The 16,062-nt window shown below is 32.5% G+C and carries 14 protein-coding genes; all 14 read left to right on the forward strand.

Going from position 1 to position 16,062, the window contains the following annotated elements; translation table 11 throughout:
* Positions 1-88 precede the first annotated feature (88 nt).
* The 14 genes from BMX10_RS03425 (at position 89) to BMX10_RS03490 (ending at position 16,005) form a co-directional block, all read left to right on the forward strand.
* Positions 89-715, forward strand: coding sequence for a hypothetical protein (locus BMX10_RS03425; RefSeq protein WP_090439369.1), 627 nt, complete (start codon positions 89-91; stop codon positions 713-715).
* The gene (locus BMX10_RS03430) at positions 705-3,806 is read left to right on the forward strand and encodes a sugar phosphate nucleotidyltransferase (RefSeq protein WP_170834662.1); all 3,102 of its coding nucleotides are present in this window, start codon (positions 705-707) and stop codon (positions 3,804-3,806) included. Before BMX10_RS03425 ends, BMX10_RS03430 begins: the two co-directional genes overlap by 11 nt.
* Entirely contained in the window at positions 3,790-4,782 is a 993-nt protein-coding gene (locus BMX10_RS03435; protein ID WP_090439374.1) for an NAD-dependent 4,6-dehydratase LegB, read from the forward strand. The genes BMX10_RS03430 and BMX10_RS03435 overlap by 17 nt, the downstream gene beginning before the upstream one ends.
* 24 nt (positions 4,783-4,806) lie before the next feature.
* Complete coding sequence (locus BMX10_RS03440) at positions 4,807-5,961, forward strand: aminotransferase class I/II-fold pyridoxal phosphate-dependent enzyme (RefSeq protein WP_090439377.1); 1,155 nt, start codon at positions 4,807-4,809, stop codon at positions 5,959-5,961.
* Positions 5,958-6,680, forward strand: coding sequence for an LbetaH domain-containing protein (locus tag BMX10_RS03445; protein WP_090439380.1), 723 nt, complete (start codon positions 5,958-5,960; stop codon positions 6,678-6,680). The genes BMX10_RS03440 and BMX10_RS03445 overlap by 4 nt, the downstream gene beginning before the upstream one ends.
* An 18-nt stretch (positions 6,681-6,698) precedes the next feature.
* Entirely contained in the window at positions 6,699-7,883 is a 1,185-nt protein-coding gene (gene neuC, locus BMX10_RS03450) for a UDP-N-acetylglucosamine 2-epimerase (RefSeq protein WP_090439383.1), read from the forward strand.
* Positions 7,884-7,885: 2 nt separating this feature from the next.
* The gene (neuB, locus tag BMX10_RS03455) at positions 7,886-8,905 is read left to right on the forward strand and encodes an N-acetylneuraminate synthase (RefSeq protein ID WP_090439386.1); all 1,020 of its coding nucleotides are present in this window, start codon (positions 7,886-7,888) and stop codon (positions 8,903-8,905) included.
* Between the two features lie 12 nt (positions 8,906-8,917).
* On the forward strand, positions 8,918-9,631 hold the full coding sequence (locus tag BMX10_RS03460) for an acylneuraminate cytidylyltransferase family protein (RefSeq protein ID WP_090439390.1): 714 nt from the start codon (positions 8,918-8,920) through the stop codon (positions 9,629-9,631).
* A 27-nt stretch (positions 9,632-9,658) separates the two neighbouring features.
* A complete protein-coding gene (locus tag BMX10_RS03465; RefSeq protein WP_170834663.1) occupies positions 9,659-10,831 on the forward strand; it encodes a glycosyltransferase in 1,173 nt (390 codons plus the stop codon).
* A gap of 32 nt (positions 10,832-10,863) precedes the next feature.
* Entirely contained in the window at positions 10,864-11,301 is a 438-nt protein-coding gene (locus BMX10_RS03470; protein ID WP_090439399.1) for a sugar 3,4-ketoisomerase, read from the forward strand.
* A gap of 51 nt (positions 11,302-11,352) precedes the next feature.
* Complete coding sequence (locus tag BMX10_RS03475; RefSeq protein ID WP_090439402.1) at positions 11,353-12,033, forward strand: DapH/DapD/GlmU-related protein; 681 nt, start codon at positions 11,353-11,355, stop codon at positions 12,031-12,033.
* A gap of 64 nt (positions 12,034-12,097) precedes the next feature.
* On the forward strand, positions 12,098-13,192 hold the full coding sequence (locus tag BMX10_RS03480; protein WP_090439405.1) for a DegT/DnrJ/EryC1/StrS family aminotransferase: 1,095 nt from the start codon (positions 12,098-12,100) through the stop codon (positions 13,190-13,192).
* Positions 13,193-13,224: 32 nt separating this feature from the next.
* A complete protein-coding gene (locus tag BMX10_RS03485) occupies positions 13,225-14,895 on the forward strand; it encodes a nucleoside-diphosphate sugar epimerase/dehydratase (protein WP_090439409.1) in 1,671 nt (556 codons plus the stop codon).
* 9 nt (positions 14,896-14,904) lie between these two features.
* Entirely contained in the window at positions 14,905-16,005 is a 1,101-nt protein-coding gene (locus tag BMX10_RS03490) for a glycosyltransferase family 2 protein (RefSeq protein ID WP_170834664.1), read from the forward strand.
* Positions 16,006-16,062 lie beyond the last annotated feature (57 nt).

Genomic DNA, 16,062 nt, shown 5'->3' on the forward strand with positions numbered 1-16,062 from the left:
TATTTTTTGGAAAATCTCACAAACCTCTTCAAAAATTGTCGCAAAAAGCCGATAATGGTTATATGATGTATTAATTTGGAGGTGCCTTATGAAATTATTGATATTGGATAACGTTTTAGAATTTCCTAATAAAGAAGAAGTAGTTGAGGATCTATTTAATGAAATTGATAAAGTGTTGCAGGATAGGCATTATTTTCTTAGTCATTTTGTTGTGGATGGAGTAGAAATATACCAGGATTATGAGGAGTATCTTTTAGAGAATATAGCGTCGATTGAAGAGATAAGAGTGGAGGTAAAGATTTTAAAGGAGCTGGTAGAGGAAGTGCTGCTATCCACTAAAGATTACCTCCAAAGAGCTGTTCCCTTAGTTAAAGATTTAGGAGAAGCCTTTTATCAAACTCCTAAGGAAGAATCATGGCAGAGCTTAGCGGATCTTTTAGGGGGGATACAGTGGATATTGCAATCCTTTGTTAATATAGATCAAAATAAGCACCTAGAAGAAATAGTACCCAGCTATGAGCTGTGGAATGAGTATGTACAGCATCTTTTGAAGCTGAACGACAACATACTAGATTTGCATAGTGCAGTAGAAAATCAAGATATGGTTTTAATCGCTGATATGCTAACCTATGAAATCAATCCAATATTTGAAGAAATGTTTCAAAAATTACAAGAAATGCTACCAGAGGAGGTGTATAATAGCCATGCTAACTGATAATATAAATTTCCTTAGGATGGAATATCCCTCTTTATATCAACGAATGAAAGAAATAGAGAGTACTATAGATGAAGGATTCATAAAGCTAGAGGACACAAGAAATGGCGAAAAAACCTTAAAAATACAAAAAGAAGGGAAGGGAATCTATCTCCATAGCAAATATGACCCTGTTAGGGAAGCTAGTACGATCCTCGATCAATATGAAAAAACAGAGGTTATTGATGAAGATGTCTATGTAATATTTTATGGTGTTGGTCTAGGCTATCATATAGATTTGTTTGTACATAAGTATAACAATATATCCTTTTCCATATATGAACCCATAGAGGAAATTATGTATCATTTTCTATCTAATAAGAACCTACAAAAACTAGCATTAAAGAATATCAACTGTATAGCTGCTGAAAATAGAGAAGAGGATAGGGAAATTTTTTTTAGAGAAATGCTAAAAAATAAAGACAAGAGAATTATTGTTTTCCCATTACCAAGCTATGAAAAGAACTTTCCAAAAAACTATGAAGTCTTTCTACAGACCTTTAAAGAAATGGTAATCGATGAAAGAAGTTCATGGGGAACCAATTATGCTTTTCAAAAAAGATGGGTTTCTAATAGCATGAGAAATTTTAAAGAGGTATTAAGAAGCCCAAATATTTTACTAAATAAGAAAGGTCAATTTGAAGGAAAACCAGCTGTATTAGTAGCAGCAGGACCATCCTTGGATGATGAGATTGAACATCTAAGATATATCAAGGAAAAGGATTTAGCCTATATATTTACAGTTGGGTCAGCCATTAACACCTTGATTCATCACAATATTTATCCCCATGCTGCTTGCACCTATGATCCAAGTAAAGAGAATCAAAAGGTTTTTCAAAATATAGTGGAAAAAGATATTAAAGAAATACCACTGGTTTTTGGTAGCAGTGTAGCCTTTGAAATATTACAAAAATACCCTGGGAAAAAACTCCACATGATTACTAGTCAGGATGTTACTGCGGCCTATTATTTAAAAGCAAGATCTGGAGAAATGATACAAGGGGTTATGGATGCTCCCAGTATTGCCGTTATAACGCTACAGCTCTTATATGAATTAGGGTTTGGAAAAATCATATTAGTGGGGCAAAATTTAGCATACTTAAATGAAAAAAATTATGCAGATGGAATTGATTATCATAAGAAGCTAGTAACCAATGGGGAATTTGGAAACTCCATTAAAGTTAAAGATGTTTATGGAAGAGAAATAATGACAAATGATAGTTACAATAGAATGCGTCAACAAATGGAGGCATATCTAGAAGAGTTTAAGGGAATAGAGGTAATTAATGCTACAAAGGGAGGAGCTCATATTCAAGGAACTATATTTATCCCTCTCAATGAAGTAATAGAGAATGATCTTAGAAAACCAGTTGTAAATAAGAACTGGTACATAATAGATAATAAAAATTACGATACAGAACATATGAAGCAGCAGATGAAAAAAATGGATATTGCTTATAAAAAAGCTAAACTATTATTCAAAGAAGCTAAAGAAATATTAAACAAGATAGAAAAACTAGCTAAAAGCAGGAATTTTCAACAGTTGGAAAAAATGTATCAAAAATTAGATATAGTTTTCCCGAAGATTCAAAAGAACCACTACTTAAACACCTTTATATTACCTAGAAATAGAGTATCCTACCAGATTTTTATTAGTGAAATGACAGATATTCAGAGGGAAAATAGCAAAATAAAAAGAGCAGAAGGAGTAATTAATGCTGTAGGAAAGTTAATATTTGCCTGTGAAAGAGATATGACATATGTAGAAAAAGCATTTCAGAAGATACACGAAGAAATTAAAATATATATCGATGATGAGGAAGTTACCATTAAGGGAACTAATAGTGATATAATGCAAGAACTTCCTAAGATAAAAACAAAAGAAGAACCAGAAAAACTATCTCTTACAGAAGAAAAAAAAACAACGGAATGCCATGACACTGTTAAAGAGATGTTCAATCAAATAAAGAAACAGGATAGTATGATAGTAGAAAAACTTTCAGTGGAAAAAAATGATACTTTAAAATACACAATGGAAGTGATAGATCAAAATGCTAAAGGCATAGCTCTAGTGATAGATGATAATGGAAGACTAGAAGGAACTGTAACAGACGGGGATATAAGAAGAGCTATTATAAAAGGTATATGCCTAGAGGAATATGTTGAGAATGTAATGAACAAGAATTTTATATTTGTTAACGAAAATTATAGTGAAAAGTTTATTAGAAACATATTTGACCAAAAATCCATCTTCCAAATTCCTGTGTTAGATGAAGAAATGAAGGTAATAGATATCATATTTTATCAAGACTTTATAAAGAAGCCTACAAAGGAAAACTGGGCAGTAATTATGGCAGGAGGAATAGGAAGAAGACTAATGCCTTTGACTATGGATACCCCTAAGCCTATGCTTTCAGTGGGATCAAAGCCTATATTGGAAACCATCATAGAGCAACTAAAGACTTATGGTTATGAGAATATCCTATTATGTCTTAATTACAAATCTCATATTATAGAAAACTATTTTCAGGATGGAAAAGCCTTTGATGTCAATATACAGTATATCAAAGAGGAAAAACCTTTAGGCACAGCTGGAGCAATAAAGCTGGCACAAAGCTATTTACAAGAACCATTTCTAGTGATTAATGGAGACATTTTGACTAAGCTGAACTTTGATGAATTCATGAATTATCATGAAAAGCATCAGAATAAAATAACCATAGCGGCTAGAAGGCACGAGTTTGAAATACCCTACGGGGTTTTGGCTATAGAAAATGAAAAGGTTGCTTCCTTAAAGGAAAAGCCTTCTACCAGTATGTTTATCAATGGAGGCATTTACTGTCTCAGTCCTGAGACAATAAATGATATTCCTGAAAACCAATATTTTAATATTACTGAACTTATTCAAAAAGCAATAGATAAAAATGAAAAAGTAGGGAGCTTTCCTATCACAGAGTATTGGATGGATATTGGTCAGGTGGAGGACTATCATCAAGCCAATACGGACTATCAAGAATTATTTAGGAGGGAAGCCAGTGCAACTAAAGAATAAGAAGGTACTAGTAACAGGCGCTGAGGGTTTTATTGGGAGTCATTTGGTGGAAAGGCTTGTAGAACTAGGGGCTGAGGTAACAGCATTTACACTGTATAACTCCTTTAATAGCTGGGGATGGCTAGACACCTTAGATGAAAAATATAAAAAGCATATGGAGGTATTTACAGGAGATGCTCGGGATGAAAACAGTGTCAGAAAAGCTGTAGAAGACAAGGATATTGTTTTTCATCTAGCGGCATTAATAGCGATACCTTATTCCTATTATGCCCCTGCATCTTATGTTGATACAAATGTAAAGGGAACATTAAATGTACTGCAGGCATGCAGGGATTTCATGATAGAAAAAATGATTCATACTTCTACTAGTGAAGTATATGGTACTGCTAAGTACGTACCCATAGATGAAGAACATCCATTACAAGGACAGTCTCCTTATTCTGCCAGCAAAATAGCAGCAGATATGATGGCGGAAAGCTACTATCGTTCCTTTAAAACACCAGTAGCTATTATGAGGCCTTTTAACACTTATGGACCAAGACAGTCTGCGAGAGCCGTGATTCCTACCATTATATCTCAAATCCTATCAGGAGCCAAAGAAATCCAGTTAGGTAGTCTTTTACCTACTAGAGATTTTAATTATGTAAAGGATACAGTTGAAGGCTTTATTCAGGTAGCAGAAAATGATAAAACAATAGGCACCATAATGAATATTGGCACAGGGAAGGAAATATCTATAGGTCATCTAACAGAAAAAATCATTGGACTCATCGGCAGAGATGTAAAAATAAGCTGTCAAGAAGAAAGACTTAGGCCAGAAAAAAGTGAAGTGAACAGACTTTGTGCCTGCAATAAAAAGGTTTCTGAAATCACTAACTGGAAACCAAAGTACACATTAGATGAAGGGTTGAAAGAGACAATAGATTGGATAGAGAAAAATATTCACTATTTTAAGTCTGATATATATAATGTATAGGCTAAAAGTAAAGAGAGGTAGAAAATGATTCCATTATGCATACCAAATATTGAGGGCAACGAATGGAAATACATTAAAGAATGCTTAGATACCAATTGGGTATCTTCTGCAGGCAGCTATGTAGATCTTTTTGAAGAAAGATTTAATGAATATCTAAAGATAGAGACTTCAGTAGTTACTATGAATGGAACTGCTGCCATCACCTTAGCTTTACAAACACTAGGGATAGGACCAAGAGATGAAGTGATAGTTCCCTCTATGACCTTTATTGCTAGCGTGAATCCTATTAAATATGTAGGAGCAGAGCCTGTTTTTGTAGATATCACTAAGGATACATGGGTGATGGATGTTGAGAAGGTAGAGGAATTAATTACAAAAAATACAAAAGCAATTATTCCTGTACATACCTATGGGAATGTAGTGGATATGGAACCTCTATTAGAAATAGCTAAAAAGTATAACTTGTTTGTGATAGAAGATGCGACAGAGGCTCTAGGCTCAGAATATAGGACAAAGAATGGTGTATGGCATAAGGCGGGAACATTAGGGGATTTTGGCACCTTCAGCTTTAATGGAAACAAATTGATTACCACAGGGGCAGGAGGCATGCTGGTTACCAACAATGGAAAGGCAGGAGAAAAAGCAAAATATTTGTCTAATCAAGCAAAGACGATCCTATCCAATGGAAGTATGATCCATGAAGAAATAGGCTACAACTATCGGATGCCTAATCTACTGGCTGCCATGGGAGTAGCACAGTTAGAGAAAATTAAAGAGTATATAAAGGCAAAAACAAGGAATGTCAGCCTATATAAGGAGTATTTACAAGGCATAGAAGGGATCCAACTTCCTACAGAAAAGGGAAATGTGAAGCATGTGCATTGGCTGTATAGTGTTTTAATAAATAAAGATTATGGCATTAATCGGGATGGACTGTTAGAAAGGTTAAATAAAAGCGGTATTGAAAGCAGACCTTTTTTTCAGCCCATTCATGCTATGACTCCGTATATGGAATGTAAAAAAGGGAGGATGGAGGTTACTTGCGAGATTAGCCACAAAGGTGTTAACCTTCCAAGTTCTGTTTCATTAAAAAACGAAGAGATAGAATATATATGTGGTTACATAAAAAAATACAAAAAAGAACTGGTAAATAACAAAAAAGCAGGTGAAAAAAAATGAAGCTGTGGAAGGGCTTACCAACAGTTATTTTTGGGACTGGGAGTACATCTAAAGAGGTTGTAGATTTTATTGATGATATTAACAATCAGAATCATGAAAATGTTTTTGATGTGTTAGGATATGTTTCCGAAAGCAAAAAAGAAATTGGCACTGTATTAAATAAAAAAGAAATAATTACATGGGATGAAACCTTTAAATCCTTTGCAAAAAACTTCCCTTTATTGGGTGTAATTATTCCTTTTGGTAAAGTAGAGATTAAGATGAATATACTAAAAAAAATTCAATTATCTAATAACATAGTATTTCCTAACATCATACACCCTAAAGCAATCCTTAATAAGGATAGAGTACATATTGGCATTGGAAACATTATTTATCCTGGAGTAGTTTGCACAAGCGATATTCATATAGGCAATTTTAACACCATCAATATGAATGTTACCATTGGTCATGATGTTAAAATAGGTAATTATAATGTGATTAACCCTGTAACAGCTATTTCAGGCAATGTTCTATTAGAAAATGAGATAAGTATAGGAACAGGAAGTAGTATTGCACAAGGAATCAAAATAGGAGAAAAAGCTTTTATTGCAATGGGATCTGCAGTCATTGAGAATGTAGAAAAGGGAGAACAAGTTAGTGGAAACTTTGCAACTGACCATAGAAATAATTTGAAGAAATATATGGAGAAAAAATTAAAAAGACAAACCAATAAATAAAAAGGAATTGGGATTATCATGAAAAAGAAATTTGCAGTAGTAACTGGAACAAGAGCTGAATACGGTTTGTTACGTCCATTGATCAAAGAGATAAACAAAGACATGCATATAGAGACAGCTCTAATCGTGACAGGAGCACATCTTTCTGATTTTTATGGCAAAACCATAGACTTCATAAAGGAAGATGGCTTTAAGATAGATTTTGTTGTGGATATGGAATTAAAAGGCGATAAAGAAACAGAGATTTGTCATTCTATGGCAATAGGGCTTAAAAAGTTTTCTTCATTATTTTCTAATGCAGCCTTTGACGGAGTTATTATACTTGGTGATCGCTATGAATTATTGTCAGTATGTACGGCAGCCGTCATCCATAGAGTGCCTATTGTGCATATCCATGGAGGTGAGGTCACTGAAGGGGCCATTGATGATACCATAAGACATGCTATAACTAAAATGACATCCATTCATTTTCCTTCTTTAGATATTTATAGAGATAGGATTATACAGATGGGAGAGAATCCAGAACGGGTGTATTCAGTAGGGTCATTAGCAATAGATAATATGAGAGAGATAAAGCTGATGAATAAAGAAGAAATTTCTCAATATACTGGAATAAATTTCAAAGAAAAGATTGCTTTAATGACTTATCATCCTGTTACACTTAATTGCTTTAACCACATATCTGTTGAGATAAAAGAAATCATGAAGGCATTAGTAGATACAAATTTAATTGTATTGATTACCATGCCCAATGCTGATATGGGCAGCCAGGAGGTATATAGTGTTATACTAGAATACATGAATCGTTATCCTGATAAATTTCAATTAAGGAAAAATCTAGGGCAAAAAGCATATTTAAGTTCCATGAAGTATGCTGCTATGATGATAGGAAATTCATCTAGTGGAATTAGTGAGAGTCCATATTTCAAGCTTCCAGTGGTGAATGTAGGAGAAAGACAAAAAGGCAGATTAAGGACTCCTAATATTATTGATTGTGAAGGAAGGAAAGAAAAAGTTCTACAAGCAATTCATCAAGCACTATCGGAAGACTTTAAAAGCAAAATACAAAGCATGAATAATCCTTATGGTGATGGGACAACGGCAAAAAAAATAGCAAATGTATTAAAGCAAGTTAATTTCAAGGATAAAGATGAATTGCTTAAAAAAGGATTTTATGATTTGACTTCAATAAGGATGTGTTGAATATGGGTTGCTTTATTATTGCAGAAGCGGGAGTAAATCATAATGGAGATTTAAAATTAGCAAAAAAACTAGTAGATGCTGCGGCGGAAGCAAAGTGCGATGCTGTAAAATTTCAAACCTTTAAAGCAAAATGGGGTTTAATAAAGTCTGCAAAAAAAGCAGCATATCAAGTAAAGAATACAGGGCAGGAAGAAACACAATATGAAATGGTTAAAAAGCTAGAATTAAGCGAACAGGATCATAGAGAATTAATAGCATACTGTACAACAAAGAAGATAATATTCCTTTCCACCCCCTTTGATAGGGAGTCGGTAGATTTATTACATAGATTGCATATATCCATGTTTAAGATTGCGTCAGGAGAGATTACTAATAAACCACTGCTTAAATATATAGCTAAAAAACAAAAACCAATGATTCTATCAACAGGCATGTCAACACTAGGAGAGGTAGAAGAAGCTTTAACATGGATTTATGAAGAAGATAATACGCAAGTAACACTGCTGCACTGCACTTCAAACTATCCAACGGATATGAAAGATGTTAATCTAAGAGCAATGGAAACCCTAAAGAAGGCTTTTCAAGTAGATGTAGGATATTCTGATCACACCCTTGGCATAGAAGTGCCTATAGCAGCTGCAGCATTAGGTGCTAAAGTAATAGAAAAACACTTAACTCTAGATAAAGAGATGGAGGGGCCAGATCACAAAGCTTCCTTAGAGCCTCATGAATTAAGGCAGATGGTGGATTCAATACGGAATATTGAAAGTGCATTAGGAAGTGGCATAAAAAAGGTGGCAGAAGGAGAAAAAGACACTAGAATTGTAGCAAGAAAAAGCATTGTAGCGAGACAGAAAATAACCAGGGGAGAAGTGATTGCTGAGGAGATGCTTTGTATAAAAAGACCCGGCAATGGTATCCCACCTAAATATATGGGACAAATAGTAGGGCAAAAAGCTATCAAGGATATTGAAGAGGATACATTGATTTCAATAGAAGATATTACTTTTCATAAGGAATAAATGGGAGGAAATATGGAAAAAACAGCAAGAAAAATACTATGCATGATACCAGCTCGAGGGGGTTCTAAGGGTGTAAAAAGGAAAAATATAAGGCACTTAGGAGGAAAACCTCTAATTCAGTGGACGATTGATGAAGCAAAGAAATCTACATATATTGATAGGATTATTGTGTCCACAGAGGATGAAGAAATTCAAAGGGTAAGCGAAGCATTGGAGGTGGAAGTGTTTATAAGACCAAGGGTATTGGCACAAGACCACACTCCATCTATTGATGTAGTACTACATGTATTGAATGAATTAAAGACAGCTGGATATAAGCCAGATTTGGTAGTCCTATTACAATGCACATCACCCCTGAGAAAAGTAGAGCATATAGATGAAGCCTTTTCTATATTGATACAGAACATTAATAACACAGACGGGATCGCTTCTATTACAAGAGAGGAGCATCCACCATGGTGGATGAAAAGAGTAGATGAAAAAGGATATTTGATAGATTTTTTAGAGGATAAAGAAAACATATTCACAAGAAGACAGGATTTTCCCGATGTTTATCGTTTAAATGGAGCAATTTATATCATTAAGACAGAAGAACTGTATAGCAAAAGAAGCTTTATTACGGATAAAACTATGGCATACACAATGGATGCTAAATCCTCCATAGATATTGATACAAAAGAAGATTTTCAATTAGCAGAACTATACGCCCGTTTACTAGATAGGTAGAAAATGAAAGCAGGTAAGGAGGAAATGATGATGGATTTGGTTTCGGTAGTGATGCCTATTTATAATAATGCACTGTTTTTACAGGAAGCCATTGAAAGTGTACTAAACTTAAACTATAGAAATATAGAAATCATTATGGTGGATGACGGAAGCAAAGATCATTCATTAGATATAGCAAAAAAACACGCTGAGATGGACTCTAGAATTAGATTATTTAAGCATGAGTATAATAGGGGAACCGTTGAAGCATTAAGAACAGCCATTAAACATACTAAAGGAAACTATATTTTTTTTGCAGCAGCAGATGATATTTCCCTACCACCCAGAATTGAAAGGTGCTTAGAGATATTTAAATCAAATAGTAATATAGGGATTGTTATTGCAAACGGAATTACAATAGATAAAAGAAGCATAGAAACGGATGATTGCTGGGAAGTGCCTCAAGATATAAACAGCAAGAATATTTCTATTAATCAATTTAAAGGGAACTATTGCTTAGGAGCTATGATGGCAGTAGTAAATGATAAAAAAGTATTGCTAAAGGAAGGCATGTTAAAGTATATTGATGACTATGAAATAGCAATTGAGTACATTATGAATGGATATGACATAGGTATATGCAGGGAAGCTCTAGTAAAATATCGTTTGCATGAAGCTAATATATCAAATAATCGCCGGCTTATGTGGGAAAAAATCAGGAATGTTTTAAAAAAATATGAAGATGATGAGATTATTGAAAATTTAATAAAAAGGGGGCACTCTCCCAAAAACGTTTATCTTACATTAGGTATTGTTAAAAATTTTTTACAGCAATATACTTCCAGCAAAAAATTTTTAGAAAAAGCAGATATACTAAAGGACAAAGATAAAGTGCTTACTTTTGAAAATAAATTTTATTTAGGGGTAGTGAATTACAAACTAGATTCATTGGAAGAAAGCTATAAAAACTTTCAGCAAGCAATCAATTTAGACAATAATGAACCTACCGTTTTAAATAATTATGCAGTAATAAATATCTTATTTAATAGAAATAAAGAATTAGCAAAAGAGCTACTACATAAAAGCTTAGAAAATAAGCCTATATACATAGATGCTAGAAATAATTTGGATAATATGATGCAGGGAAAAAACTCATTTAAAGTAACAGAGAAAATTCTAGATAAAAGCAATTTAAAGAGAATGGAAGCAAAGACAAATTAAATAATTGTAAAGAAAACGAGGTGGTCTCCTAAATGGGGCAGAATAAAGGCATAGAGAAAACAAAAAACTGGAAGGTACTTAGCTTCAATAGAATAGGAGACAATGAAATAGGATATTTAACACCTGTGGAAGAGAATAAAGAAATACCATTTCTAATAAAAAGAGTCTATTACATTTATAATGTTCCAGAAGAGATAGAACGAGGCTTTCATGCCCATAGAAAATTAGAACAAGTACTGATCTGCATGAATGGAAGTGTAGATATAAAGGTGGATAATGGATATGAGCAGGAAATAATAAGATTAAATGACCCTGCTAAAGGCTTATACATTGGACCCCATACTTGGCGGGAAATGCTTAGTTTTGATGCAAGTACAGTGCTAGTGGTGTTGGCATCACAAACATATGATGAGAGTGATTACATAAGAAATTATTCTGATTTTATTGATGTAAGAGACAAGCTTCTCTAAGAAGTAAGCATACAAATCTTTGATATTCTCTCAGAGAAAGGACTGGCATAGATGATATATGAAACTGCAAGGCTGTATACCAAAAATTTAGGGGAAAATTTAGTAGTAAAAGATTATTCTATAATATATGAGAATACCTTCATAATGGATGATGTTACAATTGGAGAGCATTGTGTTATTGGAAGACAAACAACTACAACTGCTGCAGTAGTAAGAGCATATAATGAAAAAGAGAAAGTTTTTATTGGCAGCAACACTGCTATATGTTGCAATGTAACTATTTATACAGGTGTTACCATAGGAGAAGAAGTTTTATTAGGGGATAATGTCTCTATAATGCCTGAAGTTAAGATAGGCAATAAGGTCTTGATTAGTAGGAATGTAACCATTAATTCAGAGGTAGAAATAGGTGATAGTACTAGAATAATGGATAATTCTCACGTTACTGGAAGGGTAAAAATAGGAAAAAATGTGTTTATTAGTGTTGGGGTGATAATGGCCAATGATAACTCCTTTGGAAAGTTCGGTTTCAATGATGATGTAAAGGGACCTACTATTGAAGATAATGTGGCAATAGGAGTTGGGGCGATATTGTTACCTAGTATTAAAATAGGAAAGGGAAGCATCATAGCCGCAGGTAGTGTAGTGAAGGACAATATACCAGAAAATGTAATTGCAGCAGGAAATCCTGCAAGTGTGGTAACAAGAGTACCTAAGCATCTTAGAAGATGATAGGCTAAACATCAATGGACAATAACATAGATCATTCCTATATTATCTAGAGTGGGGGTAGCATATGAAGGAAGTAAAGTTTTTAGATATGGAATCAATGCATCAGTCAATTAAAAAAGAGATTTTTTCTGCCTTAAATAAAGCTTATGATTCTAATTGGTTTATTATGGGGAAGGAATTAGCTAATTTTGAGAAGTCTTTTGCACAGTACTGTCAAGTAAAGCATTGTATAGGGGTAGGAAATGGATTAGATGCTCTTCACTTAATTCTAAGGGGCTATGGGATAGGAGAAGGAGATGAAGTAATTATCCCAGCCAATACATTTATTGCTACAGCCTTAGCTGTAAGCTATGCAGGGGCAGTGCCAGTTTTAGTTGAACCTGATGAGAATGCCTATAATATTAATCCTAGCTTAATAGAAAATGCTATAACAAAAAAAACCAAGGCAATAATTGCAGTACATTTATATGGTCAGCCAGCAGATATGGATGCTATTAATAACATCGCAAAAACATATAAACTTAAGGTTATCGAAGATGCTGCTCAAGCCCATGGGGCTTTATATAAAGGAAGACAAACAGGCACATTAGGCGATGCAGCCGGTTTTAGTTTTTATCCTGGGAAAAATTTAGGGGCATTGGGTGATGGGGGTGCTATTACAACGAATGATGATGATCTGGCTGAAAAATTGAATCTATTAAGAAATTATGGATCCAGTAAAAAGTATCACCATCAATTAAAAGGTTTTAACTCTAGACTGGATGAAGTACAAGCAGTTTTTTTAAATATAAAGCTTAGTTATATGGATCAATGGACTAGAGAAAGAAGATCAATTGCAGAAGAATATATGAAAAAATTAAAGGATACAAAAATCATTACACCATATGTTCCAGAATGGATAGATTCTGCATGGCATTTGTTTGTAATAAGGTGTAAAAAAAGAGATCAGTTAAAAAAGTATTTAGCCAATCAAGGTATTGGTACTATGATTCATTATCCTATACCAATACATTTACAAGAAGCATACAGAGAATTAAGAGATGGAGATTTTCCCTTAACCGAAATACTATCCAATGAAGTATTGAGTCTGCCTATATGGGTGGGGATGAAAGAGGAAGATGTAGACTATATATGCCAGCATATATTGACATTTGCTTAGTCTGAACTATATTAACATAAAGGGTGTTTTAAATGAATGAATTTTTTTCTAAATATAAAAAAATAATTATCTTTGGTGCAGGACCCATAGTTGATAAGCTATTAGATTCTGTTAATCTGCAAATACAATACATTATTGATAATGATCCTAGGAAATGGGGGAAAAAATTATCAGGAATCAAAATATTCAATCCTGATGTTTTAAAAACAGAGGATAAAAATGAACTAGTGATAATAATTACAAGTTTTTTCTATGATGAAGAAATAAGAAATCAATTAAGTGAAATGGGATTTAAAAGGTATGAAAATTACTTTTCCATTGATGAAATATATCCAATAGGAAAAACTAGAGCTGCACATCACCCAGAATTGCTACAAAATGAAAACATAGTATTACTGAAGAGTGTTTCTGATGGTAGAGTAATGATTGACAAAAAAGAATTAAAAGTATATAGAGGCTTTTATAAAAATGCAGCTGCCGAATATAAAGAGGTGTTTGATAATTGCTTAGAGCTTAAGTTATTTAACGATTACTTAGTAAATCTCAATATTTCAAATATAGAAAATATTCATCCATTTGGCATTGTATTTGAACAAGACTATATAAGACCTATAACTGATTCAAATGAATGGTCTCCTTTAATGATGATTGATGCAGCAAATAGAACAATTGATTTACAAATTCTATTATCTAAAAGGAATCTTACAATACATGATCCGCTTCCTCCTAATATTATCTATGATAATACATATAAATGGTTAGACTTTGGTTCAATATGGAATATAGATAAAATTACTAATACAAAAGAACCAGTATTTTGGAATGTTGATCAGTTTTTTTATTGTGAACATCCTATAAGCACATTTTTTGAAGAGATAGTAATTAATTGCAAAAAAAACAAAGAATCCTTTGATAAGAATAAAATTAATAATAATATTTTCGGTTTTTTAAGCGAGGCAGAACGGAAAAAGTATATAAATATTAGACAAAGAATATTTAATAAATGTATTGAGAATAAATTTGCTGAGGCATTTGCGATAATTAAAGATTATTTTAATGAATTTACTATAGAAGTTGATTTAAACCTAATAAGCTATTATGAAGAAATGTTTCATTACCCCAATTTAACCAAAGAGGATTATATTGTATTAGATATGATTGATAAAATTTGTAGTGATACTATGGTACTTATTGATTTAGGGAGATTATATAATAAGAAATCAGTTAAGCTCTTTAAAAAATTAGATGATAAAATAAAAAAAATTATCGTAACAAGTAATTCTAGCGTTTTTAATGATTGCATATACACAATTTTACAAAAAAATAGCATTTATAATATTTTGCCTATTCAAGCTCAATTATTTAAACATCAAAGTATTCATGCACCTAATAATCACCAAGATTTTTGTGACAGATATAGAACGAGTACATTACTAGCATTGAATACAATTCAAGAGTTAGTGTTTTGTCAGCAATTTAGTTTTGAAGAAATATTTGAAAAATATTCTAGGCTAACTGATAAATATTTAATATTTGATTTTGACGATAAATGTAATGTCATTTTATATAGTGGGATTGAGCAAAATGAATATGAATGGTATACATATGAAGAATTACTTAAAGCCCATAATAAATATTTTAACCTGCATCAGATAATAAGCGTCACTGATTCAAAAAAAATAATTCTAAGCAAAAGAAAGTAGGTGTTAGTTTTGTATAAACCATTAGTAAGCTTAATTACTCCAGCATATAATCATGAAAAATATATAAGTCAATATCTTGAAAGTATAATTGCCCAAACATATAAAAATATAGAACTAATCATTTTGAATGATGGGTCTATTGATAATACCCACAACAAGATATTGGAGTATAAAAATAAATTGGAACAAAGGTTTATTCGATTTGCATATATTAATAAAGAAAATGAAGGAATTCCTATTACTTTAAATAAAGCACTAAATATAGCAAAAGGTAAATATATTCGTCTGTTTGCCTCAGATGATGTAATGATACCACAAACAATAGAAAAGCAAGTAAATTACTTAGAATCAAATGATGATATAGGCATAGTATATTCAGATGGATATCATGTGAAGACTGATAATTTATCACAAATGAAGGATATCTATGACCCCAAAAGAAAGTTTTCTAATATTGTAAAGTATCCTGAAGGAGATTTATATGAGTTTTTTATGCATAGCTACTTTGGTATACCGACCTGCACATTCATGATTCGTAAAGAATGCTTAGACTTCATTGGAGGATTTGACGAAAAACTAGCTGCTGAATCCTTTGATATGAGCGTAAGGTTATCAATGCACTTTAAGTTTGGATTAATTAAGGAAGCATTAGTATACCATCGAGTGCACGAAAATAATACAGGATGGGATCATAATCTTTTTAAACTCAATACTGAGCAGCTAATAGAGAAATATACAAATTACAAATTTAAAAAGCCATCAGATAATAAGGTCATGATTACCAAATTAACTAAGCTACTGTTTTTAAGGGGAGTTTTTGATAAAAACCGCATAAATAGTATGACATTAAATAAAAGGGTTGTCGGATGGGGTGCTGGAGATGCTTATTTAAAGTTTAAAGATATATATAATTTAAATTGTTCTTATTTAATAGATATTGATACAAAAAAGCAGAATACTCAAATAGATGGCAAAAGAATATATGCACCTAAAAAATTATTAGAAGAGTCAAAAGAAGATATTTTCATATTGGTTATGACACAGCGATATAAAGAAGTATATTCTTGTTTAGAGGAATATGGTTTTGAATACTTGACTCATTTTTTTTAGTTTTAAAGTATACTTATTAATAATTAACAATTGAAAAAATAGAGTTTTAGTTGATAA

This window comes from Natronincola peptidivorans (assembly GCF_900111615.1).
Lineage (GTDB): Bacteria > Bacillota > Clostridia > Peptostreptococcales > Natronincolaceae > Natronincola_A > Natronincola_A peptidivorans.

Bases quoted from the DNA above. Each gene is read 5' to 3' on its own strand.
- BMX10_RS03425 (WP_090439369.1), top strand. From the start codon at position 89: ATGAAATTATTGATATTGGATAACGTTTTAGAATTTCCTAATAAAGAA.
- BMX10_RS03430 (WP_170834662.1), top strand. From the start codon at position 705: ATGCTAACTGATAATATAAATTTCCTTAGGATGGAATATCCCTCTTTA.
- BMX10_RS03440 (WP_090439377.1), top strand. From the start codon at position 4,807: ATGATTCCATTATGCATACCAAATATTGAGGGCAACGAATGGAAATAC.
- BMX10_RS03445 (WP_090439380.1), top strand. From the start codon at position 5,958: ATGAAGCTGTGGAAGGGCTTACCAACAGTTATTTTTGGGACTGGGAGT.
- neuC (WP_090439383.1), top strand. From the start codon at position 6,699: ATGAAAAAGAAATTTGCAGTAGTAACTGGAACAAGAGCTGAATACGGT.
- neuB (WP_090439386.1), top strand. From the start codon at position 7,886: ATGGGTTGCTTTATTATTGCAGAAGCGGGAGTAAATCATAATGGAGAT.
- BMX10_RS03460 (WP_090439390.1), top strand. From the start codon at position 8,918: ATGGAAAAAACAGCAAGAAAAATACTATGCATGATACCAGCTCGAGGG.
- BMX10_RS03465 (WP_170834663.1), top strand. From the start codon at position 9,659: ATGATGGATTTGGTTTCGGTAGTGATGCCTATTTATAATAATGCACTG.
- BMX10_RS03470 (WP_090439399.1), top strand. From the start codon at position 10,864: ATGGGGCAGAATAAAGGCATAGAGAAAACAAAAAACTGGAAGGTACTT.
- BMX10_RS03475 (WP_090439402.1), top strand. From the start codon at position 11,353: ATGATATATGAAACTGCAAGGCTGTATACCAAAAATTTAGGGGAAAAT.
- BMX10_RS03480 (WP_090439405.1), top strand. From the start codon at position 12,098: ATGAAGGAAGTAAAGTTTTTAGATATGGAATCAATGCATCAGTCAATT.
- BMX10_RS03485 (WP_090439409.1), top strand. From the start codon at position 13,225: ATGAATGAATTTTTTTCTAAATATAAAAAAATAATTATCTTTGGTGCA.